The sequence below is a fragment of the Pseudomonas sp. yb_5 genome (genome assembly GCF_043103865.1).
Taxonomy (GTDB): Bacteria; Pseudomonadota; Gammaproteobacteria; order Pseudomonadales; family Pseudomonadaceae; genus Aquipseudomonas; species Aquipseudomonas putida_Y.
Genome location: NZ_JBICKE010000126.1, coordinates 65836 through 91791, shown reverse-complemented (window position 1 = coordinate 91791; position 25956 = coordinate 65836). Strand labels below are relative to the sequence as shown.

Sequence of the window (25956 nt, the reverse complement as noted above, 5' to 3'; positions counted from 1 at the left end):
CCCGATGTGTGCCCACCACCGTGGTAGGAGCGGGTTTACCCGCGAATACGATGGCGGCGGCAACGGTGAACGGCAGGTGGAGATTGGCCAGCAGACCCGGCCTATTTGGAAGTGACCTTCACCCACCACTGCGTATGCCGCTCGATATTCACCGGCAACGCCGGCACCAGCGAGGCCAGCGCCAGGTCGGTGTTGGTCAGCGGGAAGCTGCCGGTCACGCGCAGGTCGGCGACCTTGGCATCCACCCCGAGGTAGCCGCTGCGATACTGGCCCAATGTGGCGAGCAGGTCGCCCAGGCGTACGTTGTCGACCACCAGCATGCCGCGGGTCCAGGCATCGGCACCGGCGGGCACCGTGCCAACCTGGCCGAGGCCGTTGGCGTTCATCAACACTTGCTGGCCTTCGCGCAGCACCTGTTCGTCGCCGCTGTCATGTGGCATGGCGGCGACCGAGGCTTGCAGCACTTCCAGGCGCGTACCGCCGGCTTCGCGGCGCACCAGGAAGCGCGTGCCCAGTGGCCGCAAGCGACCGTCTTCAGTGCGGACCAGCAGCGGGCGTGGGTCCTGGTGGCCGGTTTCGACCGAGATCTCGCCCTGATGCAGCACGATCACCCGTTGTGCGCCGGCATAGTCGATGTCCACGGCGGTGTGGGTGTTCAGGCTCAGCAGTGTGCCGTCTTCCAGGCGCAAGGTACGCAATTCACCCGTGGCGGTGCGCTGGTCGGCCAGCCAGTAGCTGGGTGCCAGCGACGGCGCACCGACCCATGCCAGCAGCGCGCCGAGCAGAAACGTGCCGGCCAGCCCGCCGCCAACCTTGCCAATGCGTCGTCGCAGGCTGACGCGCGATTGCAGCAACGCCTGGCGTGCCGGGCCAGCCGCCGCGCTAACGCGCTGGTCCATGGCGCCGAGCTGGCGCCAGGCACGTGCGTGTTCTTCGCTGGCAGCATGCCAGCGCATGAATTCATTGCGTTCATCAGGCGTGCCGCTGCTGTCACCGAGGCTGAGTTTCCAGGCAATCGCGGCTTCCAGAACCCGGGACGAAACAGGGACGTTGCTCACGTCGGCTCCCCGTACAGGGCTACGTAGCACTGGCGCATGCCTTGGGCGATGTACTGGCGCGCCCGTGATACCGAAACGCCAAGGCGCTCGGCAATCTCGGCATGGCCCATGCCGTCCAGACGGCTGTGCAGAAACGCAGTGCGAGCCTTGCTCGACAGCTTGCCGAGCAGGCGGTCGATGGCTTTGAGGTCTTCAAGGATCAGGTGCTGCATTTCTGGCGAGGGCTGTTCGGCTTCAGGGATCAGTGCCAGCTCGGCCAGGTAGGCCTGTTCCAGTGCGGCGCGGCGGAAGTGGTCGAACATCAGCCCCTTGGCCACGGCGGCCAGAAACGCGCGGGGTTCGCGGGGTATGTCCAGTTGCTCACGACCGAGCAGGCGCACGAAGGTGTCCTGGCTCAGGTCTTCAGCACGTTGGCGGCAGGCCATGCTGCGTTGCAGCCAGGCGAGCAGCCAGCCGCGGTGGTCGCGGTACAGTGCACCGACCAGATCGGCGTGTGGGCTTTGTGCAGAAGACAAGCAGCGTCCCCCCGGAACGAATGCATTAACTAACGATAATTATTCGCGATTGTTGCAGAGGGGAGGGGGTGGGTGCAATGGACGCTTATCGGATTGCCATCATGGAAAAGGCTGAAGGGTATGCCTTGGAATTTCCAGTGCCTATCCCTACAAACCATGACTCTGCATCTTGCGCCGTCGCCACCCGCGCAACCGCTGCTCCAACTGCAGCGGGCTGTCCAGCTGCTGGCGCCGGGCCTGGCTGAACAGGATCAACGCCAGCTCTGCGGTCACCAGGGCATCAGCACTGGCATGATGGCGCTCTTCTACCTGCAAGCCAAACCGCGCCACCCAGTCATCCAGCCCGGCCTCGCGAAGCACCGTGTCAGGGTTGAGCATCGGTGCCAGTTCGGCAACGTCGAGGAACCGTGACTGCAAGCGATGCCCAAGGCTCTCCTTTAGCGCACGGGCCAGCATGCGCTGGTCGAATGACGCGTGAAACGCCAGCACCGGGCTGTCACCAATGAAATCGAGCAAATCCAGCAGGGCCTCGGCCGGGTCGCAACCGGCAGCCAGGGCGCTGGGGCCCAGGCCGTGGATCAGTACGCTGGCGTTGGTCTTCTGCAAAGGCCGGTGCAGCGTGCGTTCGAACTGCTGGGCAAAGTCTATGGCACCGTCTTCGATCGCCACTGCCCCGATCGACAGTACCTGGTCCCGGTTGGGGTTGAGCCCGCTGGTTTCCAGGTCCAGCACCACCCAGCGCTGCTCGCGCAGGGTGCATACCCCTAGCGGCACGGGCTTGGGCAACCGGGCCAGGCGCTGGCGTGTGGTGTGGTCCAGCTCGGGCGCGCTGGGGCGCAGCCAGGCGAACAGGCTCACAACTGGTACCGCAAGGCCAGGCTGCTTTGCAGGCGCTGGGCCTGGCGCAGCGACTCGCGCAGGATGCGCCGGTCCAGGTGGTTGAGGCTGTCCGGGTCGAGCCGGTTGGAGTAAGGCAGGTTGTCGCGTATCTGGCGCTGGTGCTGCTGCATGCGGGTTTGCTGGATGAAGTGGTAGGCCTCTTCATAGGCGGCGCCGTCCAAAGGCTCAATCACGCCCTTGGCCACCAGTTGGCGCAGGCGCTCCAGGGTATTGCAGGCAGCTATGCCATTGGCCAGGGCCAGCAAACGGGCACCGTCGACGAAGGGCGTCAGGCCTTGGACCTTGAGGTCGAGGGTCGCCGCCTTGTCGTTGCCCTGGCGGGTCAGCACGAACTCGCGCAACCGGCCCACCGGCGGGCGTTGGCGCAGGGCGTTGTCAGCCATCATGCGCTGGAAGATACGGTTGTCGGCTACCTGTGCCAGCAGGCCCTGGCGCAGTTGCTCGCAGCCTTGCTCGTCGCCCCACACCACACGCAGGTCGAAGTAGATGCTCGAACCCAGCAGGTTCTCCGGGCTGGCTTCGCGAACAAACCCGGCAAAGCGTCGCGCCCACTCGCTGCGCGACAGGCACAGTTCGGGGTTGCCGGCCATGACGTTACCCATGCACAGGGTGAAACCGCACTGGGCCAGGCACTGGTTGATGTATTGCGCCAGCGGCAGCAGGCGAGCGCGGATGGCGTCGGCCTCGGCGCTGTCGACCGCTTCGAAGAGGATGCCGTTGTCCTGGTCGGTGTGCAGGGTCTGCTCGCGTCGCCCCTCGCTGCCAAAGCACAGCCAGCTGAACGGCACGCCCGGGTCGCCACGTTCGGCCAAGGCCAGTTCGATGACCCGGCACACGGTATGGTCGTTGAGCAAGGTAATGATCTGGGTGATCTGCGTCGACGATGCGCCATGGGCCAGCATGCGTTCCACAAGCTGGCTGATTTCTCCGCGCAGTGAAACCAGCGTATCCAGGCGTGGCGCATGGCGTATGGTGCGCGCCAGGTGAACCAGATCGACCCGTTGCAAGGAAAACAGGTCGCGCTCGGAAACCACCCCACACAGGCGCCGGTTTTCCACCAGGCATACATGGGCAATATGCCGCTCGGTCATGGCCATGGCGGCATCGAAGGCGCTGGCCTGGGGTGGGAGGTAGAACGGTTTGGCTGTCATGTGCTGGTCGATGGCGGCGCCCAGGTCAGTATCTATTGTCGCCACCACCTGGCGCAGATCGCGCAAGGTGAAGATACCGATGGGGTAGCGCTGCGGGTCGACCACCACGATGCTGCCCACCTGTTGCTCGTGCATCAGCCGCACGGCTTCGCGCAGGGGCGTATCGGCGCTGCACACCACCGGATGGCGCATGGCCAGTTCCCCCAGGGGGGTGTTCAGCGAGTATTGGGTGCCGAGGGTTTCCACAGCGCGCTGGCGTACCTGCTGATTGACCTGATCAAGCAGGCTGCTGACACCGCGCAGGGCAAAATCCCGAAACACTTCAGACATCGAGAACACGCGGATGAATGCGGCCTTGTTCAGTTGCAGGCAGAAGGTGTCTTCTCCGGCGAGGTGCTCGGTGCGGGTTGCCCGCTCACCCAGCAGGGCTGCCAGCGGGAAGCATTCGCCGCTGGTGATCTCGAACGTGGTTTCGACACCCGGTTTGGCCAGGTGCTGGCGCTCACCAACCACGCGTCCCTGCTTGACGATGTAGAAGTGTTCGACCGGCCCGTCGGCAGGTTTGACGATGCTTTCACCGCAGGCGTAGAAGCGCAGCTGGCACTGCTCGACCAAGAAGGCCAGGTGGCTGTGCTCCATCTGGTTGAACGGCGGAAAGCGCTGCAGGAACTGCAATGTGCCCTGGATGTTTTGCAGTACTGCCGTCTTGCCCGCCTGGCTGTAGGCGTCCTTTTTACTCATGAAACTGACCGTATCGCTATGCCGAACTATATATATCTATATATAGGTACCGGCCATGTTGTTCTCTGCCTCCATGGTCGGCTTGCGGCGAGGTGGTGCCCATTGGACGTAAGTCTATGAGCGCCCCTGTCAGAGACCCGACGAAAGGAGAAACGGGTTACGCAAGTACTGCGGTCCTAATGCTGAAGCGGAATTATTTTGACGAGACAAGCATGCCCGAGCACACCGACATCCTGAGCGACGCCGAGCGCGAGGCCTTGGCCGTGATAAACCAGAGTGCGCCTGTGGCAGCCAGGCCGTTGGTGCTTGTGGTGGATGACAACGCCGTTAACCGGGAGGCGCTGATCCTGTACCTGAAAAGCCGGGGCATCGATGCGGTTGGGGCGGATGGGGCCGAGGAAGCCAGGTTGTACCTGCACTACCAGAAGCGTATCGGGTTGATGATTACCGATTTGCGCATGCAGCCTGAAAGTGGGCTGGACTTGATCAGGACAATTCGCGCGTCGGAGCGGGCGGCGTTGTCGATCATTGTGGTGTCGGGCGACACCGATGTGGAAGAAGCAGTGGATGTGATGCACCTGGGCGTGGTGGATTTCCTGCTCAAGCCGGTGGATTTGGGCAAGCTGTTGGAGCTGGTGAAGAGAGAATTGAAAATGGCTTGATGCGCAGTGGGGGCCGCAAAACGGCCCCCCTGGCGAAGATGTAACTTACAACCCGTTACGCGCCTTGAACTCGCGGCGACGGCGGTGCAGTACCGGCTCGGTATAACCGTTCGGTTGCTTGCCGCCTTCCACCACCAGCTCCACAGCCGCCTGGAATGCCACGTTGTCGTCGAAGTTCGGCGACATCGGACGGTACAGGGCGTCGCCAGCGTTCTGCTGATCGACCACCACGGCCATGCGCTTGAGGCTTTCCAGCACCTGCTCCTGGCTGACCACGCCGTGGCGCAGCCAGTTGGCCAGCAACTGGGCGGAGATGCGCAGGGTGGCACGGTCTTCCATCAGGCCGACGTTGTTGATGTCCGGTACCTTCGAGCAACCCACGCCCTGGTCGATCCAGCGCACCACGTAGCCGAGGATGCCCTGGGCGTTGTTGTCCAGCTCGTTGCGGACCTCTTCGGCCGACCAGTTGGTGTCCGCAGCCAGCGGAATGGCCAGAATGTCGTCCACCGACGCCGGGGTACGTGAAGCCAGTTCACGCTGGCGCGCCTGTACGTCCACCTTGTGGTAGTGCAGGGCGTGCAGGGTGGCGGCAGTCGGCGACGGTACCCAGGCGGTGTTGGCACCGGCCAGCGGGTGGGCGATCTTCTGTTCGAGCATGGCGGCCATCAGGTCTGGCATGGCCCACATGCCTTTGCCGATCTGCGCCCGGCCTTGCAGGCCGGTGGCCAGGCCAACGTCGACGTTGTTGTTTTCGTAGGCGCCGATCCACTTCTCGTTCTTCATGGCACCTTTGCGCACCACGGCGCCGGCTTCCATCGAGGTGTGGATTTCATCGCCAGTGCGGTCAAGGAAACCGGTGTTGATGAACGCCACGCGTTCGGCGGCTGCCTTGATGCAGGACTTGAGGTTGACCGTGGTACGGCGTTCCTCGTCCATGATGCCGACCTTGACGGTGTTGCGCGGCATGCCCAGCAGGTCTTCGACCTGGCTGAAGATCTCGGCGGCGAAGGCCACTTCCTCAGGACCGTGCATCTTCGGCTTGACGATGTACACGCTGCCGCTGCGGGTATTCTTGCGGCTGGTGTTGCCGTTGAGGTTGTGCAGGGCGATCAGGTTGGTGAACAGCCCGTCCTGGATACCTTCGGGGATTTCGTTGCCTTGGGCATCGAGGATCGCCGGGTTGGTCATCAGGTGGCCAACGTTGCGCACGAACAGCAACGAACGACCGTGCAGGGTCACGCTGCCGCCGTCAGGCGTAGCGTACTCGCGGTCCGGGTTCATGGTGCGGGTGAAGGTTTTGCCGCCCTTGCTCACGCATTCGGCCAGGTCGCCTTTCATCAGGCCGAGCCAGTTGCGGTAGACGATGACCTTGTCGTCAGCGTCTACGGCTGCAACCGAGTCTTCGCAGTCCATGATGGTGGTCAGTGCCGACTCCATCAGGATGTCTTTGACGCCAGCGGCGTCGGTGCTGCCGACGGGGGTGCTGGCATCGACCTGGATTTCGAAGTGCAGGCCGTTGTGCTTGAGCAGCACGGCAGTGGGAGCGGCGGCGTCGCCGTGGAAGCCGATCAGTTGCGCATCGTCGCGCAGGCCAGTGTTGCTGCCGCCTTTCAGGGCAACAACCAGCTTGCCGCCTTCGATACGGTAGCCCGTGGAGTCAACGTGCGAGCCGGCTGCCAGTGGCGCGGCTTCGTCGAGGAAGGCGCGGGCGAAGGCGATGACCTTGTCGCCGCGCACCTTGTTGTAACCCTGGCCTTTTTCAGCGCCGCCTTCATCGCTGATGGCATCGGTGCCGTACAGGGCGTCGTACAGCGAACCCCAGCGAGCGTTGGCGGCGTTCAGGGCGAAGCGGGCGTTCATCACCGGCACGACCAGTTGCGGGCCGGCCATGTGGGCGATTTCTTCGTCCACGTTCTGGGTGGTGGCCTGGAAATCGTCGGCTTGTGGCAGCAGGTAGCCGATTTCCTGGAGGAATGCTTTGTAGGCTGCGGCGTCGTGGGCCTGGCCTTTGCGTGCCTGGTGCCAGGCGTCGATCTTGGCTTGCAGCTCGTCGCGCTTGGCGAGCAGGGCTTTGTTCTTTGGAGCGAGGTCATTGATGATCTTCTCTGCACCCGCCCAGAACTGCTCGGCGACGATGCCGGTCCCGGGGATGGCTTCGTTGTTCACGAAGTCGTACAGGACCTTGGCGACCTGAAGGCCACCGACTTGAACGTATCCAGTCATTGCTTGCCTCACTCTGCTCAGCTATTTCGCTCTTCTGTATTAAGCCTGTAGCGCTTCTCTAAACACGGCACCAGTGCATGCCCACGGGTTTGCTCGGGGGCGGCTGGGTGCGGCCTGCCAGACAGGCTGGCAGGCAGTGTGCGTATTTTCACAGGCGCCTTGGCAGACATCCAAACGACGTTTTGTAGTCCGCGCCACGGGATACTACATGAAGCAGTAGGCGGGGCAAAATCAGACTAAAAGCGCCGTTATGCGACCCGTTGGTCGCGTATGGTCACGCTGGGAGTGGGTATGTTCGCAAAAAACAGGTGGATTGTTCCAGATAAATCTTGAAACAGTACACGATTATCTGTGCGGATTGCCCTGCGGCAGGTTGCCGCGCCTTGCCTATACTGACTCGATCACCTGATTTTCTGCCGCCCGGCGCGGTCCGACACGAGGAAGGGCTTGTGGATCATCTTGTACTGACTGTAATTGCCCCTGACAAGGCCGGCCAGGTCGAACGAATTGCCCAGTGCATCGCCGACCACAGTGGTAACTGGCTGGAAAGCCGCATGTCGCGGATGGCCGGGCAGTTTGCTGGCATTCTGCGGGTGGCGGTGCCGGCAGAGAATTACGCCGAGCTTGTGGCCTCGCTGCAGGGGCTGGCCAGGTATGACATTCGCGTGCTGATTGCCGAGAGCGGGATCGAGCCGTCGTGCACCTGGAAGCCGATCGCCATGGAACTGGTGGGTAACGACCGGCCGGGGATCGTACGGGACATTACCCGCTTGTTGGCCGAGTTGCAGGTAAACGTCGAGCGGTTTTCCACAGAAGTGCGGCCGGCGCCGATGAGCAGTGAGCCGTTGTTCCACGCCGACGCATTGCTGGCGCTGCCGTTGACCTTGCCGCTGGAAGAACTGCAGCAGCGGCTGGAGAGCCTGGCGGATGACTTGATGGTGGAGTTGAAGCTGCGGGCAGAGGATTGATCAGCGATTGCCGGGGCCGCTTTGCGGCCCAGTCGCGTTATCCCGATATCACGGGGAAGGCCCTGTGGATAACCTGGGGGTGTACCTCTCCAGCCCAGGTATCACGTGCCTTGCAGAGCTTTGCTCAAAAAACACCCAATTATCAGCAGCTTGTGCACAAAGCACGGGGACGAGGGTGTGGATAACCTATGGAGATGTCTCTGCAGGCCAATAGCTACATGGCCTGCAGAGTTTTGATCGTTTTTCGATCAGTTGCGTTTGCGCAAGCTCAGCCATGCATCCACGCTGTAAATCGCCAAACCTGCCCAGATGAACATGAAGGCCACCAAGGTGCTCGACGACAAATGCTCATCGAACAGCAGTACGGCCTGCAACAGCACCAAGGTCGGTGCCAGGTACTGCAGGAAGCCTAGCGTGGTGTACGGCAGGTGCCGTGCGGCGGCGTTGAAGCATACCAGCGGCACCAGCGTTACCGGCCCCGCGGCCATCAGCCACAGCGCCTCGCTGCTGGTATACAACGCGCCCTGGGCACTCATCGCTGACGGGTGCAGCAGTAGCCAGCCAAGGGCCAGCGGTACCAGCATCCAGGTTTCCACCACCAGGCCTGGCAGTGCTGCTACCGGCGCCTGCTTACGGATCAGCCCATAGAAGCCGAAGCTCAACGCCAGCACCAGTGATACCCACGGCAGGCTGCCCACTTGCCACACCTGCTGCGCGACACCTACGGCGGCCATACCCACCGCCAGCCATTGCAGGCGGCGCAGGCGCTCGCCAAGAATCAGCATGCCCAGCAGGACGTTGATCAGCGGGTTTATGTAATAGCCCAGGCTGGCCTCGAGCATACGGCCGTTGTTCACCGACCACACGTAGGTCAGCCAGTTACCGGCGATCAGTGCCCCGCTCAGTGCCAGGATGCCCAGCCGGCGCGGGTTGTTGCGCAGTTCACGCCACCAGCCGGGGTGTTTCCACACCAGGAGCAGCAGCGAGCCGAACAGTGCTGACCAGAGCACCCGGTGGACAATGATCTCCACCGCCGGGACGCTCTGGATTGCCTTGAAGTAGAGGGGGAAAAGGCCCCAGATGATGTAGGCGCTCAAGCCCAGTATGTACCCGCGACGCGGGTTTGCGGCGTGCATGCAGAATCCTTGCTTAGGTTGCTAAATAAAGCGACGCCTATTGTAGACAGAGGTGGGCGTGCTTCTAGAACAATTTCAGCGGTGTTTCATCCAGCGCAGCCATCTGTTCGCGCAAGGCGAGAATCTGGTCGCCCCAGTAGCGTGGCTGGCCGAACCAAGGGAAGCTGGGCGGGAACGCCGGGTCGTCCCAGCGCCTTGCCAGCCAGGCGCTATAGTGCAGCTGGCGCAGGGCGCGCAGGGGCTCGATCAGGGCCAGCTCGCGCGGGTCGAAGTCGTGGAACTCGTTATAGCCGTCGATCAGCTCGGCCAGTTGCCCCAGGCGCTCCTCGCGGTTGCCGGCCAGCATCATCCACAGGTCTTGCACCGCTGGGCCCATGCGGCAATCGTCGAGGTCGACCACGTGGTACACCTCGTCACGGTGCATCAGGTTGCCCGGGTGCAGGTCGCCGTGCAGGCGGATGAGCTGGTGTGGTGTGCGAGCGTAGATGTCCTCCACCCGCTTGAGCAGATCGCGGGCCACGGACTCGAACGCCGGCAGCAGTTCACGCGGGACAAAATTACCCTCCAGCAAGGTGTTCAGCGAGGCGTGGCCAAAGTTGTCCACAGCCAGTGCCTCACGGTGCTTGAACGGCTTGCTGGCGCCCACGGCATGCAGGCGGCCAAGTAACTGGCCCAGGCGATACAACTGGTCGAGGTTGCCAGGTTCGGGGGCGTGGCCGCCGCGACGTGGGAACAGCGTGAAGCGGAAGCCCTTGTGTTCGAACAAGGTGCGGTCATCGTGCTGCATGGGCGCAACCACCGGGACCTCGCAGTCGGCGAGTTCGGCTGTGAAGGCGTGTTCTTCGAGGATGGCCGCATCGCTCCAGCGGCCTGGGCGGTAGAACTTGGCAATCAACGGCTGCGCGTCTTCGATGCCCACCTGGTACACGCGGTTCTCGTAGCTGTTCAGCGCCAGCACCCGCGCATCGCTGAGAAAGCCCAGGCTTTCCACTGCGTCCAGGACCAGGTCGGGGGTGAGGGTGTCGAAGGGGTGGGACATGGTGGCTCCGGAGGGTAAGCGGCGTGGGGCCATGGTACCGCTTTATACCGGTGCCGGCCCCTTCGCGGGCGTGCCCGCACATTTCGGCCCAGATGCATCGGGTGGTGCGGTCCCTGTGGGAGCGGGCAAGCCCGCGAACCGCGCACCGCGCGGCCAGACTAAGCGGGAACCCCGATCAACACATAAGACGGGTGAAACTGCACCCGCACCACACTGCCATCCACGACCTGCTGGGCAGCCAACCAGTGCGCGTCAGCCATTGCACACAGGGTCTGCCCGTTGCCTAACGCCAGCCTGACTTCACTGGGCCCATCGACCTCTGCCAGCACTTCCTCCACCTTCGTGCAAAGGCAATTGCTCCCCGCTTCGGCCTCTTCCCCCTCCGCCAACAAGCGCACCCACCCGGCCTTGAGCAGCGCCACCACCGTTGTTCCCACTGTCAGCTCCAGGCGCGCCGTGCTGTCGTGGGTGATCAGCGCATCGATCTCCAGCCCGCCACTCAATGCCAGGCTGACGCGGTCATACCGGCCTTCTGGGCGCAGGGCGCTGACCTGGCCCTGCAACTGGTTGCGCGCACTGGTGCGCAGCATCAGGCGCCCGAGCAGGTCGAGGTCGCTGGATTCTTCGGCGGCTTCAAGGATTTGTGCCTGCAGGGCCTGCAGCCGTTGGTACAGGCGCAGCACCCGCTCGCCTTCCGGCGACAAGTGCGCACCGCCGCCGCCACGGCCACCGGTGCTGCGCTTGACCAAAGGTTGGCTGGCCAGATTGTTGAGCTCGTCGATGGCATCCCAGGCCGCCTTGTAGCTGATACCCGCTGCCTTGGCTGCGCGGGTGATCGAGCCTTGTTCGGCAATGTGCTGCAGCAGCGCGATGCGCTGTGGGCGGCGGGCGATGTGCTGGGTGAGAAGGGGGGGTAGGGACATGGGTATTCCGTATACAAGGGTGCTTTACAAATGGGCAGGTCGCGCCTGGTCATACATACCCCGGTTTGGGCGTACGTGCCAGGCAATACACATCCACCCGCCGTGCACCGGCCTTGCGCAGTGCCATGGCAATAGCCTGCGCAGTGGCACCGGTGGTCAACACATCATCGACGATGGCGACATGCTTGCCTTCCAGCTCCCCCGTTACCGCGAACGCCTGGCGCAAATTGCGCCGTCGTGCCTTGGCGCCCAGATGCTGCTGTGCCGGTGTTTCGCGGGTGCGGACCAGCAATCGCTCGTTGCATGTTACCCCGACGTGCGACGACAACCACCGCCCAAGCATCCCCGCCTGGTTGAACCCCCGCTCGCGCAGTCGACGCCTGGCCAAAGGCACAGGCAACAGCAGGTCAGGGCGGGGCAGCCCTTCGGCATAGCGATACAGCAGCCCTTGCCCGAGTAGCTCAGCCATCAGGCGCCCCAAAGGCCATTGGCGATTGTGCTTGAAGCGGCTGATCAACGTATCCACCGGAAAGCCGAACTGCCACAGGGCAATGACCTGATCGAAGGCCGGCAAGCCGCGGCCGCACACGGCGCAGGTCAGGCCGGCCATGGGCAAGGGCAGGGCGCAATGCCGGCATTGATCACCCAGCCAGGGCAGCGCCTGTTCGCAGGTGATGCACAGCGGGTAGTGCTGCTCGGCAGGCTCATCGCATAACAAACACTGCTGATTAATAAGTGAGCACTTGTAAACCAGTCGTTTCCAGTACAGTTGACAGTTCATAGGCCTTCCATGACTATGCGAGCTATCCGTGATGCGCTGGCGGGCTTTCCTGTCCCGGCGCCAGCTACAGCCTAAACAAGGAAACGCCGATGAGCGCCAGCACAACTGCAACAACACGTCACGACTGGTCCCTGGCCGAGGTCAAGGCGCTGTTCCAGCAACCGTTCAATGACTTGCTGTTCCAGGCGCAGACCGTGCACCGCGCGCATTTCGACCCCAACCGCGTGCAGGTTTCGACCTTGCTGTCGATCAAGACCGGTGCCTGCCCGGAAGATTGCAAATATTGTCCGCAGTCCGGCCACTACAACACCGGGCTGGAAAAACAGAAGCTGATGGAAGTGCAGAAGGTGCTGGAAGAAGCTGCCCGCGCCAAAGCCATCGGTTCTACCCGTTTCTGCATGGGGGCGGCGTGGAAGCACCCGTCGGCCAAAGACATGCCCTACGTGCTGGAGATGGTCAAAGGCGTCAAGGCCATGGGCCTGGAAACCTGCATGACCCTCGGCAAACTCGACCAGGAGCAGACCAAGGCCCTGGCCCAGGCTGGCCTGGACTACTACAACCACAACCTCGACACCTCGCCGGAGTTCTACGGCAGCATCATCACTACGCGTACCTACAGCGAGCGTCTGCAGACCCTGGCCTACGTGCGCGATGCCGGGATGAAAATCTGCTCTGGTGGCATTCTGGGCATGGGTGAGTCGCTGGACGACCGTGCCGGCCTGCTGATCCAGCTGGCCAACCTGCCGGAGCACCCGGAGTCGGTGCCGATCAACATGCTGGTCAAGGTGGCCGGCACGCCGCTGGCTGAGGAAGAGGACGTCGACCCGTTCGACTTTATCCGTATGCTGGCCGTGGCCCGTATCCTCATGCCCAAGTCTCACGTGCGCCTGTCCGCCGGCCGCGAGCAGATGAACGAGCAGATGCAGGCCTTGGCCTTCATGGCGGGCGCCAACTCGATCTTCTACGGCGAAAAACTGCTGACCACCGCCAACCCCCAGGCCGACAAGGACATGCAGCTGTTCGCACGCTTGGGTATCAAGCCCGAAGCGCGTGAAGAACACGCCGACGAAGTGCACCAGGCAGCCATCGAGCAAGCGCTGGTCGAGCAGCGCAGCAGCGAGATGTTCTACGACGCCGCGACAGCCTGACATGGCTTTCGATCTGGCTGCGCGCCTGGCCGAACGGCGCGCCGCAGACCTGTATCGGCAGCGGCCATTGCTGGAAAGCCCGCAGGGGCCGGAAGTGGTGGTCGACGGCCAACGGTTGCTGGCCTTCTGCAGCAATGACTACCTGGGCCTTGCCAACCACCCCGAGGTGATCGCCGCCTGGCAGGCCGGCGCCGAGCGCTGGGGGGTGGGGGGTGGTGCCTCGCACCTGGTGGTTGGCCACAGCACCCCACACCATCAGGTTGAAGAGGCACTGGCTGAACTCACCGGCCGCCCGCGCGCCCTGTTGTTCTCTACCGGCTATATGGCCAATCTGGGCGCCATCACCGCGCTGGTGGGGCAGGGCGACACGGTGCTGCAAGACCGCCTGAACCATGCTTCGTTGCTGGATGGCGGGCTGCTCAGTGGTGCCCGCTTCAACCGATACCTGCACAACGACCCGGCCAGCCTGGCCAGCCGCCTGGACAAGGCAGTCGGCAATACCTTGGTGGTGACCGATGGCGTATTCAGCATGGACGGTGACCTGGCCGACCTGCCGGCGCTGGCCGATGTCGCGCGTGCCCGCGGCGCATGGTTGATGGTTGATGACGCCCATGGCCTGGGTACCTTGGGCGCACAGGGCGGCGGTATCGTCGAGCACTTTGGCCTGGGCGTGGATGACGTACCGGTGCTGATCGGCACGCTGGGCAAGGCTTGCGGCACTGCCGGCGCCTTTGTTGCTGGCAGCGAAGCGCTGATCGAGGCGCTGGTGCAATTTGCCCGCCCCTACATCTACACCACCAGCCAGCCACCGGCGCTGGCCTGCGCCACACTCAAGAGCCTGGAGCTGCTGCGCCGTGAAACCTGGCGGCGGGAGCATCTGGCAGCCTTGATTCGCCAGTTCCGGGAAGGCGCGCAGCAGATGGGGCTGCAGTTGATGGACAGCCCGACGCCAATCCAGCCCATCGTGATCGGCGACAGTGGGCAGGCGTTGCGCCTGTCACACCTGCTGCGTGAGCGCGGCTTGCTGGTGACGGCCATCCGCCCACCCACCGTGCCGGCTGGCAGTGCACGCCTGCGGGTGACCCTGAGTGCCGCGCACAGCGAGGCGCAGGTGCAGCTATTGTTGAATGCATTGGCCGAGTGTTATCCACAGTTGGAGAACGCCGATGCGTAATCGACTTGTTCTGTTGCCTGGCTGGGGCTTGGGAACTGCTGCGCTGGAGCCGCTGGCCGCTAGCCTGCGGGCCCAGGACGCCCGCCTGCAGGTAGAGCTGATGCCCCTGCCAGAACTGGCCCACAGCGATGTGCAGGCCTGGATCGACCATCTGGACCGCAAGCTGCCCAACAATGTCTGGCTGGGTGGCTGGTCACTGGGTGGCATGTTGGCCAGCGCGCTGGCGCACAAGCGTGGCGACCACTGCTGCGGGCTGCTGACCTTGGCCAGCAACCCCAGCTTCCTGGCCCGGCCAGACTGGCCCCACGGCATGGCCGAAGACACCTTCGGCACCTTTCTCGACGGCTGCCGCAGCCATACCCAGGTCACCCTCAAGCGCTTCCGTACCTTGTGCAGCGACGGCGCCCTGCAGCCGCGTACCCTGTTGCGCCAACTGGGTGTCGGCGTGCCGGATACCGACCCGTTGTACCTGGCCACTGGCCTTGAAGTGCTGGCCAAACTGGACACCCGCGAAGCCTTGCAAGCTTATGGAGGCCCGCAGCTGCACCTGTTTGCCGGCAGCGATGCGCTAGTGCCGGCAGAGGCGGCAAAGGCGTTGAGCGAGCTGTTGCCCGATGTGGAAGTGGGCCTGGTCGAAGACAGTTCCCACGCGTTCCTGCTGGAGTACCCGCAGGAACTGGCGACGGGCATCAAGAGTTTCCTGCATGAGAGTGGCGATGACTGACCTTTCCCGTCCGACCCTGCCCGGCGCATTGCCCGACAAGCGCCAGGTGGCGGCCTCGTTCTCCCGCGCCGCAGCCAGCTATGACAGCGTGGCGGCCCTTCAGCGCGCTGTTGGTCTGAGCCTGATGGAGCAGTTGCCGGTAGGCCTGCAGCCGTCACACTGGCTGGACCTGGGCAGTGGCACCGGCCATTTCAGCCGTATGCTGGCTGAGCGTTTCACCCAGGCCTGTGGCCTGGCGGTGGATATTGCCGAAGGCATGTTGCTTCACGCCCGTCATGTAAAGGGTGGGGCGCAGTATCACGTGGTTGGCGACGCCGAGCGTTTGCCGCTGCGCGATGGCAGCGTCGATCTGGTGTTTTCCAGTCTGGCGGTGCAGTGGTGCGATCAGTTCGCCAGTGTGCTGGCCGAGGCGCAGCGGGTGCTGCGCCCAGGCGGTGTACTGGCCTTCAGCAGCCTGTGCGTGGGCACCCTCGACGAACTGCGCGCCAGCTGGCAGGCGGTGGATGGCCTGGTGCATGTAAACCGCTTCCGCCGTTTCGAAGACTACCAGCGCCTGTGTGCAGCCAGCGGTTTTGAACAGCTTGAGCTGGAGCGGTGCCCGCATGTGCTGCACTACCCGGATGTGCGCAGCCTGACCCACGAACTGAAGGCGTTGGGGGCGCACAATCTGAACCCTGGGCGACCTTCCGGTCTCACCGGCAGGGCGCGAATGCAGGGCCTGTTGCAGGCCTATGAGGCATTTCGCCAGCCCGCGGGGCTGCCAGCCACCTATCAAGTGGTCTATGGTGTGTTGCGCAAGCCACAGGCGTAAGGGGAGCACGATGAGCCAGGCCTTTTTCATTGCGGGTACCGACACCGATGTTGGCAAGACCACCATCGCCGCCGGCCTGTTGCATGCGGCGCGTTTGCAGGGCATGAGCACGCTGGGTGCCAAGCCGGTTGCCTCAGGCTGCACGATGACGCCGAAAGGCTTGCGCAATAGCGATGCCCTGGCGCTGATCGACGAAAGCACGGTCAAGCTGCCCTATGAGCAGGTCAATCCGTTTGCCTTCGAGCCTGCTATTGCCCCGCATGTCGCGGCGCGCGAGGCAGGGGTGACGCTGGCAGTGCCAGACCTGCTCGCGGCGATGCGCAATGTGCTGCAACAAAATGCCGACTTCACCCTGATAGAGGGAGCCGGTGGCTGGCGCGTACCGCTGTCGGGTCTGGATAACCTGTCCGACCTTGCCGTTGCCTTGCAGTTGCCGGTGATTCTGGTGGTAGGCGTGCGGTTGGGTTGCATCAGCCATGCCTTGCTTAGCGCCGAGGCGATCGAGCGCGATGGGCTGCAGTTGGCGGGTTGGGTGGCAAACATCATCGAGCCGCGCACCTCGCGCCTGGAAGAGAACCTGGCCAGCCTTGCAGAGCGCCTGCCGGCGCCTTGCCTGGGGCGGGTTCCCAAGCTCAAGCAGGCCAGTGCCGACATGGTGGCTGAGCATCTGCAACTGGATCTGCTGGATTAGTGTGTTGCAGGCCCGGCCTCTTCGCGGGTAAACCCGCTCCTACGAGGGAACGCATACCGTTGTAGGCGCGGGGTTACCCGCGACTAGGCCAGTGCAGGAATACCCAAGGCCTATCAACTGGCATTGAGCCATTAGGGATTTAAACGGGCCTTTTTGTCCCCAGCCTGTTTTAATTGGGGCTGTTCGTCATCCAGCGTCAATGGAGTCCTGACATGGAAATCACCGGTAGCTCCGCTTACTACGCGGGCCTGAGCGCAATCCAGACCGGGCAGAACCGCGTCGATCAGGCTGCCAGCCAGATCGCCAACACCACTGCCGAACGCACCGCCACTAGCCAGTCCAGCGATTTTCAGGCCGAACGCTTGCGCGCGGTCGACCGCAGCCAGCAGATGGACATGGCCACCAGTGTCGTGCAACAGGCGGTGGGCAAGACCGAAGTCGAGCTTGGCGCAAAGGTCGTCAAGGCATCCGACGAAATGCTTGGCCGGATCATCGACACCTACGCCTGAACACTTGCGTCATCCCCTATTTCAGCGCCTGCCCATGTAGGAGCGGGCTTGCCCGCGAATGCGTCCGATCAGACAACAATTTTGTCTGGTCGGGCCTCTTCGCGGGCAAGCCCGCTCCTACAAGGGTTTGTGCCATGGTATGACTGATTTGCCATTTTCCGTGGCGTAAATGGCACCATAGTCCATCCTTGACAGAAAGCTAAGCTAAACGTAAGTTTCAAACAACTGTTTGATCGGCTTCCGCCAAGCGCGGGTCACCCCACAGAACTCACCTAAAGGTTCATCGCCATGCCTGACTACAAAGCCCCCTTGCGTGATATCCGCTTCGTTCGCGACGAGCTGCTTGGCTATGAAGCGCACTATCAGAGCCTGCCGGGCTGCCAGGACGCCACGCCCGACATGGTCGACGCGATCCTTGAAGAAGGCGCGAAGTTCTGTGAGCAGGTGCTGTCGCCGCTGAACCGTGTGGGTGACCAGGAAGGCTGCACCTGGAGCGAGTCGGGGGTGAAAACCCCAACCGGCTTCAAAGAAGCCTACGAGCAGTTCGTCGAAGGCGGCTGGCCTAGCCTGGCGCATGACGTCGAGCACGGCGGTCAAGGCCTGCCAGAGTCGCTGGGCCTGGCCCTGAGCGAAATGGTCGGTGGTTCGAACTGGTCGTGGGGTATGTACCCAGGCTTGTCGCATGGCGCGATGAACACTATTTCTGCGCATGGCACTGCCGAGCAGCAGCACACCTACCTGACCAAGCTGGTGTCCGGCGAGTGGACCGGCACCATGTGCCTGACCGAACCGCACTGCGGTACCGACCTGGGCATGCTGCGCACCAAGGCCGAGCCACAGGCCGACGGCAGCTACAAGGTGTCGGGCACCAAAATCTTCATTTCGGCCGGCGAGCACGACATGGCCGGCAACATCGTCCATATCGTTCTGGCCCGCCTGCCGGACGCACCGGCCGGTACCAAGGGTATTTCGCTGTTTATCGTGCCGAAGTTCCTGCCCAATGCCGAGGGTGGCGTGGGTGAACGCAACGGCGTGAGCTGTGGCTCGATCGAACACAAGATGGGCATCCACGGTAACGCTACCTGCGTGATGAACTTCGATGCTGCCACCGGCTACCTGATTGGCCCTGCCAACAAAGGCCTGAACTGCATGTTCACCTTCATGAACACTGCTCGCCTGGGGACTGCGCTGCAAGGCCTGGCCCACGCCGAGGTGGCGTTCCAGGGTGGCCTGAAGTACGCCCGCGAGCGTTTGCAGATGCGTTCCCTGACCGGCCCGAAAGCACCGGACAAGGCCGCTGACCCGATCATCGTCCACCCGGACGTGCGTCGCATGCTGCTGACCATGAAGGCCTTCGCCGAAGGCAACCGCGCGATGGTTTACTTCACCGCCAAGCAGGTGGACATCGTCAAGTACAGCCAGGACGAAGAAGAGCGCAAGAAGGCTGACGCCCTGCTGGCGTTCCTGACCCCGATCGCCAAGGCATTCATGACCGAAGTCGGTTTCGAAGCCGCCAACCACGGCGTGCAGATCTACGGCGGCCATGGCTTCATCGCCGAATGGGGCATGGAGCAGAACGTGCGCGACAGCCGTATCTCCATGCTGTACGAAGGCACTACCGGTATTCAGGCCCTCGACCTGCTCGGTCGTAAAGTGCTGATGACTCAGGGCGAAGCACTGAAGGGCTTCACCAAGATCGTGCACAAGTTCTGCCAGGCGCAAGAAGGTAACGAAGCGGTCAAGGAGTTCATCGAACCACTGGCGGCCATCAACAAGGAGTGGGGCGAGCTGACCATGAAAGTGGGCATGGCTGCCATGAAGGACCGTGAAGAAGTGGGTGCGGCTTCGGTCGATTACCTGATGTACTCCGGCTATGCCTGCCTGGCCTACTTCTGGGCCGACATCGCCCGCCTGGCCGCCGAGAAACTGGCAGCCGGCACCAGCGAGGAGGCGTTCTACACCGCCAAGCTGCAGACTGCCCGCTTCTACTTCCAGCGCATCCTGCCACGTACCCGTACCCATGTGGCGACCATGCTGTCGGGCGCCAACAACCTGATGGCGATGGACGAAGAGCACTTCGGTCTGTCGTACTGATACTGGCGCTGTACCCAAAAACCCGCCTGCCCTGACCGGCAGGCGGGTTTTTTACGTCTTCAGGTTCAGCCGCGAAAGGGCCGGGTCTGCTGGCCAATCTCCACCCGCCGTTCACCATTGCCGCCGCTACCGCATTCGCGGGTAAACCCGCTCCTACCACACTGATCGGTGGTGGCCACACATCAGGGGTTGGCCACAGGCCGTCGTGTAGGAGCGGGTTCACCCGCGAAGAGGCCGGCCCTGCTGGCCAATCTCCACCCGCCGTTCACCGTTGCCGCCACCACCGTATTCGCGGGTAAACCCGCTCCTACGCCGGATCGGTGGTGGACACAGGTCGGTGATTGGGCGCAGGCCCTCGTAGGAGCGGGTTTACCCGCGAAGGATGCAACACGGTGCATGGGAAGTTCGTTCATCCAACCGCAAATTCAACTGTTCCAGTGCACTGCCGATGAAGTGAGGGCACAATGCCATTATTGATCTGCCGGGTTGGAGATTACCCTTGTTTCGTCTTAACGCTGTTCGCGCTAGCCACTTCCTGCCGTCGCTGTTCTTGTTGCTGGCAGGGCTCGCCGCAGCCTATGTGAGAGACCTCAGCGTCTTTTTCACATCGCTGTTCAATGTCCTGCCTACCTTGGTTCTACTGCTGGGCGGCGCCTACTGCGCGGTTTACCGCCGCCAGCGTGAGCTGTTTCTGATGCTGACGGTGTACATCGCCTACTTCCTGCTCGATACCCAGACCGACTTCTACCGTGACCATGGCCGCGTGCGTGAGGACGCAGCGGTGATCTTCCACCTGGTCTGCCTGCTGCTGCCGGCGCTGTTCGGGCTGTATGGCGCCTGGCAGGAGCGTACGCACCTGCTGCAGGACCTGGTCGCCCGCGGTGCCGTGCTGTTTGCCGTGGGCAGTGTGGCGGTGGCCCTCCAGCAAAGCTACCCCGAGGCGTTGCTGACCTGGTTGGCGGAGATCCGCTGGCCGGCTTTGCATGGTCACTGGATGAGCCTGATCCAGATGGTCTACCCACTGTTCCTTGGTGTGTTCATTCTGCTGGTGGTGCAGTACCTGCGTGCACCCCGGCCGCTGCACGCCGCGCAGTTGATCGGCCTGCTGGGCATTTTCTGGATGCTGCCGCAAACCTTCATCCTGCCGTTTACCCTGAACATCATGTGCAGCCAGGTAATGCTGATGATCGCCGCAGCAGTGGCGCACGAGGCTTATCAGATGGCTTTCCGTGACGAGCTGACTGGCCTGCCGGGGCGCCGTGCGCTGAACGAGCGCATGCAGCGCCTGGGGCGTAACTATGTCATCGCCATGACCGATGTCGACCACTTCAAGAAATTCAACGACACCCACGGCCACGATGTCGGTGATCAGGTGCTGCGGTTGGTCGCCAGCCGCTTGTCCAAGGTCACCGGCGGTGGCCGCGCCTACCGTTATGGTGGGGAAGAGTTCGCCCTGGTGTTCGCCGGCAAGACCGCCGAGGAATGCGTGCCGCATGTGGAGGCTGTGCGTGAAGTAATCGCTAATTACGTGATGCACCTGCGCGACCAGCACAACCGCCCGCAGGACGATACCGCCGGCCGCCAGCGCCGCGCTGGCAGCGGCGGCGGCACGGTTTCGGTCACCATCAGCATTGGTGTGGCCGAGCGCCAGGCGGATCATCGCAACCCCGAGGCGGTACTGAAATCCGCCGACCAGGCGCTTTACAGCGCCAAAGGTGCGGGGCGCAATTGTGTCATGGTGCATGGGCGACAATCACCGCGTGGGGCAGTGCGTACGGCGTGACCGAGTTAGACTATACAGTCGATTGATGACCCTATGTCTCGCAAAAGTTGTTCGGTTACACTGCCAGTAACCCCAGTGTCGCGGTTCCCCGAGACCGCCCCGACCCGACTAGCGAGAGGTTGTCATGGCTGACTATAAAGCGCCCCTGCGCGACATGCGCTTCGTACTGAATGAAGTCTTCAACGTGGCCGAGCAGTGGACGCAGTTGCCCGGTCTGGCCGAGGTTGTCGATGCCGACACGGCCATGGCCGTGCTGGAAGAAGCCGGCAAGGTCACCGCCAAGACCATTGCGCCGCTCAGCCGCGCCGCCGACGAAGAGGGCTGCCACTGGGACAACGGTGTGGTGCGCACCCCAGCCGGTTTCATCGAGGCCTACAACACCTACGCCGAAGGCGGCTGGGTGGGCGTGGGCGGTGACCCGATGTTCGGCGGTATGGGTATGCCCAAGGCCATCTCGGCCCAGGTCGAGGAAATGGTCAACGCGTCCAGCCTGGCCTTCGGCCTGTACCCGATGCTGACCGCCGGCGCCTGCCTGTCGATCAACGCCCACGCCAGCGAGGCCTTGAAGGCAAAATACCTTCCGAACATGTATGCCGGCGTTTGGGCCGGTTCCATGTGCCTGACCGAGCCACATGCCGGCACCGACTTGGGCATCATCCGTACCAAGGCCGAGCCCCAGGCTGACGGCAGCTACAAGGTCAGCGGCACCAAGATCTTCATCACCGGCGGTGAACACGACCTGACCGAGAACATCATCCATCTGGTTTTGGCCAAGTTGCCGGATGCACCGGCGGGGCCGAAAGGGATTTCGCTGTTCCTGGTGCCGAAGTTCCTGGTCAATGAAGACGGTAGCCTCGGTGCGCGGAACCCGGCCAATTGCGGCTCGATCGAGCACAAAATGGGCATCCAGGCTTCGGCTACCTGTGTGATGAACTTCGACGAAGCTGTCGGCTACATCGTCGGTGAGCCGAACAAAGGCCTGGCGGCCATGTTCACCATGATGAACTACGAGCGCCTGGGCGTCGGCATTCAAGGCCTGGCGTCGGCCGAGCGCTCCTACCAGAACGCCGTGGAGTACGCCCGCGATCGCCTGCAAAGCCGTGCCCCGACTGGCCCGCAAGCCAAGGACAAGGCTGCCGACCCGATCATCGTCCACCCGGACGTGCGTCGCATGCTGTTGACCATGAAGGCGCTGATCGAGGGTGGCCGCGCCTTCTCCACTTACGTGGCCATGCAACTGGACAGTGCCAAGTACAGCGAAGACGCCAGCGTGCGCAAACGCAGCGAAGAGTTGGTGGCACTGCTGACGCCGGTGGCCAAGGCCTTCCTCACCGACCTGGGCCTGGAGTGCGCAGTGCACGGCCAGCAAGTATTTGGCGGGCATGGCTACATTCGTGAATGGGGGCAGGAGCAGTTGGTGCGCGATGTGCGCATTACCCAGATCTACGAGGGTACCAATGGCATCCAGGCCCTCGATCTGATGGGGCGTAAAGTGGTGGCCAGCGGCGGGGCATACTACAAGCTGTTCTCTGATGAGATCCGCCAGTTCATTACCCGTGCAGGCAGCGAACTGGACGAATTCACCACGCCACTGGGTGCTTCGCTCGATCAGCTCGATGGGCTGACCGAGTGGGTATTGCAGCAGGCCAAGGGCAACCCGAATGAAATTGGTGCGGCTTCGGTCGAGTACCTGCATGCCTTCGGCTATGTTGCCTATGGCTATATGTGGGCACTGATGGCGCGGGCGGCGCAGGCGGGTGAGGGAGATGCGGCGTTCTATTCGGGCAAGCTGGGTACGGCGCGGTTCTACTTTGCGCGGTTGCTGCCACGGGTGGATTCGCTGGTGGCTTCGGTGAAGGCGGGAAGTGAGTCGCTTTACCTGCTGGATGCCGAGCAGTTCTGATCGTTTTTTGGGGCCGCGAAGCGGCCCCAGCCATGACATATCTGTGAATGAATCTCCTGTGTAAGCTTTTTCCTACACGACGTGGTGACTTTTCACCACTGTTCTAAGATTGGATCCACGGTTAATCTTTACCACATGGACGTTGCGCAGGAAGCGCAAAGGACAGATCAAGGACGACGACGAAGGACCACCTGCCAGGATGGCGGGGCGATACGGATGTCACAGGGAAACAGTCTGGAAAACCCCGCTTCGGCGGGGTTTTCTTTGCGTGCGTGTTTTTCAGGCCAGCACATCCCGCGGTGATGCCCCCAACAGGCGGGCGTCCGTCTCTTCCTCCAGCAACGTGCGCAGCAGCTCTACAGAGGCCTGCTGGCGTTGGGCATCGCGAAATACCAGGCCAACCTTCAACGGCACGCGCGGCTCGCTCAACGGCTTCCACAGCAGCCCTTGGTCATCTTCGGCGGCCTCCTTGGCGCGCCCTGGAAGAATAGTGGCCAGCGCCGTGTGCGCGAGGCTATCGAGAATCCCTGCCATATTGTTCATCTCTGCCTGCACCTGCGGCCGTCGGCCCTGGCTGGCCAACTGCGCCTGCCAGATCTGGCGGATCTGGAACTCCTCGCCCAGCATCAGCATGGGCAACTCGGCGGCCTGGCGGATGGACACCTTCTTGAAGTCCTTCAGCGGGTGGGTATCGGGTATGACCAGTTGCAGCTCATCTTCGTACAACAGCAGGCCATGCAGCCCTGGCTGGCGCGGCGGCAGGTAGCTGATGCCGATGTCCAGACTGCCGTTGAGCAGGCGGCGTTCGATCTCCAGCCCCGACAACTCGTAAATCTGCACGACCAGGTGAGGTTGAGCCTTGCGCAGGCGTTCAAGCAGCTGCGGTACCAGGCTTGGCCGCACGGTCTGCAATACACCGATAGCCAAGGTGCGCAGCGACTGGCCCTTGAAGTTGCGCATGGCCTCGTGGGCACGCTGCAGGCCGTCGAGCAACGGCAGGGCATGGTTGTATAACGTGTGGGCGGCCAGGGTCGGCAGCAAGCGTTTGTTGCTGCGCTCGAACAGGCTGAGATCGAGGCTGTGCTCCAACTGGCGGATTTGCTGGGAAAGCGCCGGCTGTGACAGCGACAGGCGTTCGGCGGCACGGCCGACGTGGCCTTCTTCGTACACCGCGACGAAATAACGCAGTTGACGGAAATCCATAAGAAACACTTATCGGAAATGCTGGAAAAACGAAATGGTCGAAAACCCTGTTGAAGCCTAGTCTATCGCCGTATTCCAAAGGGTTACAGCGATGATTCGGTCGATTGTTACCCCGGATGAAAAACACTTTTGATAGGCAAGGCAAAATATCGAGTGTCGGCATCAAGACCGCACCGTGGCTGCCCTTTACCGTGATTGGTTGGAGCCCTGATGAACCTGTTCAACCTGCGCCGCTCGGCTTCTGCCGCCGCCGCCGAGCCCAAGCGTGCGCCGGTGATCGTGCCGCAAGCATCTGAGCTGTCACCTGAGCGCCTGATGCCCGGCGCCGAACGTGCAGCGCAGGTATTCGTGCGTGGCCAGGGCTCCTGGTTGTGGGACAACGAGGGGCATGCCTACCTGGACTTCACCCAGGGCGGTGCGGTCAACAGCTTGGGCCACAGCCCCAGCGTGTTGGTCAAAGCATTGGGCAATCAGGCTCAGGCCTTGATCAACCCGGGCTCGGGCTTCCACAACCGTGGCCTGCTGGGGCTGGTCAACCGGCTGTGTCAGAGTACCGGCAGTGACCAGGCCTACCTGCTCAACAGCGGTGCCGAGGCCTGTGAAGGGGCGATCAAGCTGGCGCGTAAGTGGGGCCAGCTGCACCGCAATGGCGCCTATCACATCATTACTGCCAGCCAAGCCTGCCATGGCCGTAGCCTGGGCGCGCTGTCCGCGTCCGATCCGCTGCCATGCAATCGCTGCGAACCTGGCCTGCCAGGTTTCAGCAAGGTGCCGTTCAACGACTTGGCGGCGCTGCACGCCGAGGTGGACTCACGCACCGTGGCGATCATGCTCGAGCCGATACAGGGTGAGGCGGGCGTTATTCCCGCTACTCAGGAATACCTCAAAGGCGTGGAAACGCTCTGCCGCGAACTGGGCATCCTGCTGATCCTAGATGAGGTGCAGACCGGTATTGGTCGCTGTGGTGCGCTGTTGGCCGAGGAGCTCTATGGCGTGCGTGCCGACATCATTACCTTGGGCAAGGGCCTGGGGGGCGGCGTGCCGCTGGCCGCCTTGCTGGCCAGGGGCAAGGCATGCTGCGCCGAGCCTGGTGAGCTGGACGGCAGCCACCATGGCAACGCGCTGATGTGCGCCGCCGGCCTGGCGGTGCTGGACAGCGTGCTGGAACCTGGCTTTCTGGCCCAGGTTCAGGATAACGGTCGTCACCTGCGTGAAGGCCTGAGCCGCCTGACCGGGCGCTATGGTCAGGGTGAAGTGCGCGGTCACGGGCTGCTATGGGCCCTGCAACTGAAAGAAAACCTGGCCCGCGAGCTGGTGGCTGCGGCCCTGCACGAGGGCCTGCTGCTCAACGCGCCGCAAACGGATGTGGTGCGCTTTTCTCCGGCGCTGACTGTGAGCAAAGGCAACATCGACGAAATGCTGCTGCGCCTGGCGCGCGCTTTCGCCCGCCTGCATGCCCAGCAGCAGGCCCGTCGCGAAGTGCCAGCGTAGCGGCCTGCCAAAGAATTCAACGAACCGTCTGGCGTTCCTGCGCATCGCCCCTGGCCTGTTTCATTCGGCCCGGGGCGTTTTTTTTTGCCTGTGGAACCTCTTCGACTGGCAGCTAGTCTTTGATGTAACCCTTCAGGAGAGACTCGCATGGACTTTATTCGCATCATCATCGCCATTCTTCTGCCACCTCTGGGCGTGTTTCTGCAGGTGGGGTTTGGCGGGGCGTTCTGGCTGAATATTCTGCTGACCTTGCTGGGATACATTCCGGGGATCGTGCATGCGGTGTATATCATCGCCAAGCGTTGATACAGGCCGAGATTGGCCCCTG

Annotated in this window: 23 protein-coding genes; 13 read left to right on the top strand and 10 right to left on the bottom strand. The window is 62.7% G+C overall.

All coding sequences use genetic code 11. The features are described 5' to 3' along the window. Window positions 1–101 precede the first annotated feature (101 nt). The 4 genes from ACF8GF_RS23135 to ACF8GF_RS23120 form a co-directional block, all read right to left on the bottom strand. Window positions 102–1058 (bottom strand): FecR domain-containing protein, encoded by a 957-nt coding sequence (locus ACF8GF_RS23135; protein ID WP_392487836.1) that lies wholly within the window; start codon window positions 1056–1058, stop codon window positions 102–104. Further along, window positions 1055–1573, bottom strand: coding sequence for an RNA polymerase sigma factor (locus tag ACF8GF_RS23130; RefSeq protein WP_176683539.1), 519 nt, complete (start codon window positions 1571–1573; stop codon window positions 1055–1057). Before ACF8GF_RS23130 ends, ACF8GF_RS23135 begins: the two co-directional genes overlap by 4 nt. A 147-nt stretch (window positions 1574–1720) precedes the next feature. Next, window positions 1721–2431, bottom strand: coding sequence for a 3'-5' exonuclease (locus ACF8GF_RS23125; protein WP_176683538.1), 711 nt, complete (start codon window positions 2429–2431; stop codon window positions 1721–1723). Then, window positions 2428–4365, bottom strand: coding sequence for a putative nucleotidyltransferase substrate binding domain-containing protein (locus tag ACF8GF_RS23120; RefSeq protein ID WP_209968586.1), 1938 nt, complete (start codon window positions 4363–4365; stop codon window positions 2428–2430). The genes ACF8GF_RS23125 and ACF8GF_RS23120 overlap by 4 nt, the downstream gene beginning before the upstream one ends. 116 nt (window positions 4366–4481) lie before the next feature. On the opposite strand from ACF8GF_RS23120, the gene ACF8GF_RS23115 reads away from it, so the two are divergent. Beyond that, window positions 4482–5027 carry a response regulator gene (locus ACF8GF_RS23115; protein WP_392487835.1) on the top strand — a complete coding sequence of 182 codons (546 nt, stop codon included), beginning with the start codon at window positions 4482–4484 and terminating at the stop codon, window positions 5025–5027. A 45-nt stretch (window positions 5028–5072) separates the two neighbouring features. Here the strand turns inward: ACF8GF_RS23115 and ACF8GF_RS23110 are convergent, their stop codons facing one another. Beyond that, window positions 5073–7250: a malate synthase G gene (locus tag ACF8GF_RS23110; RefSeq protein ID WP_392487834.1), complete on the bottom strand. Its 2178-nt coding sequence runs from the start codon at window positions 7248–7250 to the stop codon at window positions 5073–5075. Window positions 7251–7699: 449 nt separating this feature from the next. Here ACF8GF_RS23110 and ACF8GF_RS23105 point away from each other — a divergent pair, with 449 nt between their 5' ends. Next, window positions 7700–8218 carry a glycine cleavage system protein R gene (locus ACF8GF_RS23105; protein ID WP_010951709.1) on the top strand — a complete coding sequence of 173 codons (519 nt, stop codon included), beginning with the start codon at window positions 7700–7702 and terminating at the stop codon, window positions 8216–8218. A 248-nt stretch (window positions 8219–8466) separates the two neighbouring features. Here ACF8GF_RS23105 and rarD read toward each other — a convergent pair whose 3' ends face one another. The 4 genes from rarD to ACF8GF_RS23085 form a co-directional block, all read right to left on the bottom strand. After that, window positions 8467–9354: an EamA family transporter RarD gene (gene rarD / locus ACF8GF_RS23100; RefSeq protein WP_176683534.1), complete on the bottom strand. Its 888-nt coding sequence runs from the start codon at window positions 9352–9354 to the stop codon at window positions 8467–8469. A gap of 64 nt (window positions 9355–9418) precedes the next feature. Beyond that, window positions 9419–10393: a serine/threonine protein kinase gene (locus ACF8GF_RS23095; protein WP_176683533.1), complete on the bottom strand. Its 975-nt coding sequence runs from the start codon at window positions 10391–10393 to the stop codon at window positions 9419–9421. A gap of 158 nt (window positions 10394–10551) precedes the next feature. Beyond that, entirely contained in the window at window positions 10552–11316 is a 765-nt protein-coding gene (locus ACF8GF_RS23090) for a TOBE domain-containing protein (protein ID WP_176683532.1), read from the bottom strand. A 49-nt stretch (window positions 11317–11365) separates the two neighbouring features. Continuing rightward, a complete protein-coding gene (locus ACF8GF_RS23085) occupies window positions 11366–12097 on the bottom strand; it encodes a ComF family protein (RefSeq protein WP_176683531.1) in 732 nt (243 codons plus the stop codon). An 89-nt stretch (window positions 12098–12186) separates the two neighbouring features. Between ACF8GF_RS23085 and bioB the strand changes: the two genes are divergently transcribed. The 9 genes from bioB (at window position 12187) to ACF8GF_RS23040 (ending at window position 22934) form a co-directional block, all read left to right on the top strand. After that, on the top strand, window positions 12187–13245 hold the full coding sequence (bioB, locus tag ACF8GF_RS23080; protein WP_014589423.1) for a biotin synthase BioB: 1059 nt from the start codon (window positions 12187–12189) through the stop codon (window positions 13243–13245). A 1-nt stretch (window position 13246) separates the two neighbouring features. Then, complete coding sequence (gene bioF, locus ACF8GF_RS23075) at window positions 13247–14419, top strand: 8-amino-7-oxononanoate synthase (protein WP_392487833.1); 1173 nt, start codon at window positions 13247–13249, stop codon at window positions 14417–14419. Beyond that, window positions 14412–15143 carry an alpha/beta fold hydrolase gene (locus ACF8GF_RS23070; RefSeq protein ID WP_176683529.1) on the top strand — a complete coding sequence of 244 codons (732 nt, stop codon included), beginning with the start codon at window positions 14412–14414 and terminating at the stop codon, window positions 15141–15143. Before bioF ends, ACF8GF_RS23070 begins: the two co-directional genes overlap by 8 nt. Further along, the gene (gene bioC, locus ACF8GF_RS23065; protein WP_209968562.1) at window positions 15136–15954 is read left to right on the top strand and encodes a malonyl-ACP O-methyltransferase BioC; all 819 of its coding nucleotides are present in this window, start codon (window positions 15136–15138) and stop codon (window positions 15952–15954) included. The genes ACF8GF_RS23070 and bioC overlap by 8 nt, the downstream gene beginning before the upstream one ends. Before the next feature lie 10 nt (window positions 15955–15964). Next, on the top strand, window positions 15965–16645 hold the full coding sequence (bioD, locus tag ACF8GF_RS23060) for a dethiobiotin synthase (protein ID WP_176683527.1): 681 nt from the start codon (window positions 15965–15967) through the stop codon (window positions 16643–16645). Between the two features lie 212 nt (window positions 16646–16857). Then, window positions 16858–17154, top strand: coding sequence for a hypothetical protein (locus ACF8GF_RS23055; RefSeq protein ID WP_049587144.1), 297 nt, complete (start codon window positions 16858–16860; stop codon window positions 17152–17154). A 288-nt stretch (window positions 17155–17442) separates the two neighbouring features. Next, window positions 17443–19248, top strand: coding sequence for an acyl-CoA dehydrogenase C-terminal domain-containing protein (locus ACF8GF_RS23050; protein WP_209968558.1), 1806 nt, complete (start codon window positions 17443–17445; stop codon window positions 19246–19248). 499 nt (window positions 19249–19747) lie between these two features. Next, window positions 19748–21031, top strand: a complete 1284-nt coding sequence (locus ACF8GF_RS23045; protein WP_021782689.1) for a diguanylate cyclase — start codon at window positions 19748–19750, stop codon at window positions 21029–21031. A 124-nt stretch (window positions 21032–21155) separates the two neighbouring features. Further along, window positions 21156–22934, top strand: a complete 1779-nt coding sequence (locus ACF8GF_RS23040) for an acyl-CoA dehydrogenase C-terminal domain-containing protein (protein WP_392487832.1) — start codon at window positions 21156–21158, stop codon at window positions 22932–22934. Window positions 22935–23213: 279 nt separating this feature from the next. Here ACF8GF_RS23040 and ACF8GF_RS23035 read toward each other — a convergent pair whose 3' ends face one another. Further along, window positions 23214–24137, bottom strand: a complete 924-nt coding sequence (locus tag ACF8GF_RS23035) for a LysR family transcriptional regulator (protein WP_176683524.1) — start codon at window positions 24135–24137, stop codon at window positions 23214–23216. Window positions 24138–24347: 210 nt separating this feature from the next. On the opposite strand from ACF8GF_RS23035, the gene ACF8GF_RS23030 reads away from it, so the two are divergent. Next, entirely contained in the window at window positions 24348–25628 is a 1281-nt protein-coding gene (locus ACF8GF_RS23030) for an aspartate aminotransferase family protein (protein ID WP_176683523.1), read from the top strand. Window positions 25629–25775: 147 nt separating this feature from the next. Continuing rightward, the gene (locus tag ACF8GF_RS23025) at window positions 25776–25934 is read left to right on the top strand and encodes a YqaE/Pmp3 family membrane protein (protein ID WP_003177654.1); all 159 of its coding nucleotides are present in this window, start codon (window positions 25776–25778) and stop codon (window positions 25932–25934) included. The last annotated feature ends 22 nt before the right edge of the window (window positions 25935–25956 follow it).

What these genes read in the sequence shown, in the direction of transcription:
- ACF8GF_RS23095 (WP_176683533.1), bottom strand. Translation starts at nt 10,393, where the DNA reads ATGTCCCACCCCTTCGACACCCTCACCCCCGACCTGGTCCTGGACGCA.
- bioB (WP_014589423.1), top strand. Translation starts at nt 12,187, where the DNA reads ATGAGCGCCAGCACAACTGCAACAACACGTCACGACTGGTCCCTGGCC.
- bioC (WP_209968562.1), top strand. Translation starts at nt 15,136, where the DNA reads ATGACTGACCTTTCCCGTCCGACCCTGCCCGGCGCATTGCCCGACAAG.
- ACF8GF_RS23120 (WP_209968586.1), bottom strand. Translation starts at nt 4,365, where the DNA reads ATGAGTAAAAAGGACGCCTACAGCCAGGCGGGCAAGACGGCAGTACTG.
- bioF (WP_392487833.1), top strand. Translation starts at nt 13,247, where the DNA reads ATGGCTTTCGATCTGGCTGCGCGCCTGGCCGAACGGCGCGCCGCAGAC.
- ACF8GF_RS23050 (WP_209968558.1), top strand. Translation starts at nt 17,443, where the DNA reads ATGCCTGACTACAAAGCCCCCTTGCGTGATATCCGCTTCGTTCGCGAC.
- rarD (WP_176683534.1), bottom strand. Translation starts at nt 9,354, where the DNA reads ATGCACGCCGCAAACCCGCGTCGCGGGTACATACTGGGCTTGAGCGCC.
- ACF8GF_RS23070 (WP_176683529.1), top strand. Translation starts at nt 14,412, where the DNA reads ATGCGTAATCGACTTGTTCTGTTGCCTGGCTGGGGCTTGGGAACTGCT.
- ACF8GF_RS23055 (WP_049587144.1), top strand. Translation starts at nt 16,858, where the DNA reads ATGGAAATCACCGGTAGCTCCGCTTACTACGCGGGCCTGAGCGCAATC.
- ACF8GF_RS23035 (WP_176683524.1), bottom strand. Translation starts at nt 24,137, where the DNA reads ATGGATTTCCGTCAACTGCGTTATTTCGTCGCGGTGTACGAAGAAGGC.
- ACF8GF_RS23040 (WP_392487832.1), top strand. Translation starts at nt 21,156, where the DNA reads ATGGCTGACTATAAAGCGCCCCTGCGCGACATGCGCTTCGTACTGAAT.
- ACF8GF_RS23085 (WP_176683531.1), bottom strand. Translation starts at nt 12,097, where the DNA reads ATGAACTGTCAACTGTACTGGAAACGACTGGTTTACAAGTGCTCACTT.
- ACF8GF_RS23025 (WP_003177654.1), top strand. Translation starts at nt 25,776, where the DNA reads ATGGACTTTATTCGCATCATCATCGCCATTCTTCTGCCACCTCTGGGC.
- ACF8GF_RS23090 (WP_176683532.1), bottom strand. Translation starts at nt 11,316, where the DNA reads ATGTCCCTACCCCCCCTTCTCACCCAGCACATCGCCCGCCGCCCACAG.
- ACF8GF_RS23115 (WP_392487835.1), top strand. Translation starts at nt 4,482, where the DNA reads ATGAGCGCCCCTGTCAGAGACCCGACGAAAGGAGAAACGGGTTACGCA.
- ACF8GF_RS23030 (WP_176683523.1), top strand. Translation starts at nt 24,348, where the DNA reads ATGAACCTGTTCAACCTGCGCCGCTCGGCTTCTGCCGCCGCCGCCGAG.
- bioD (WP_176683527.1), top strand. Translation starts at nt 15,965, where the DNA reads ATGAGCCAGGCCTTTTTCATTGCGGGTACCGACACCGATGTTGGCAAG.
- ACF8GF_RS23110 (WP_392487834.1), bottom strand. Translation starts at nt 7,250, where the DNA reads ATGACTGGATACGTTCAAGTCGGTGGCCTTCAGGTCGCCAAGGTCCTG.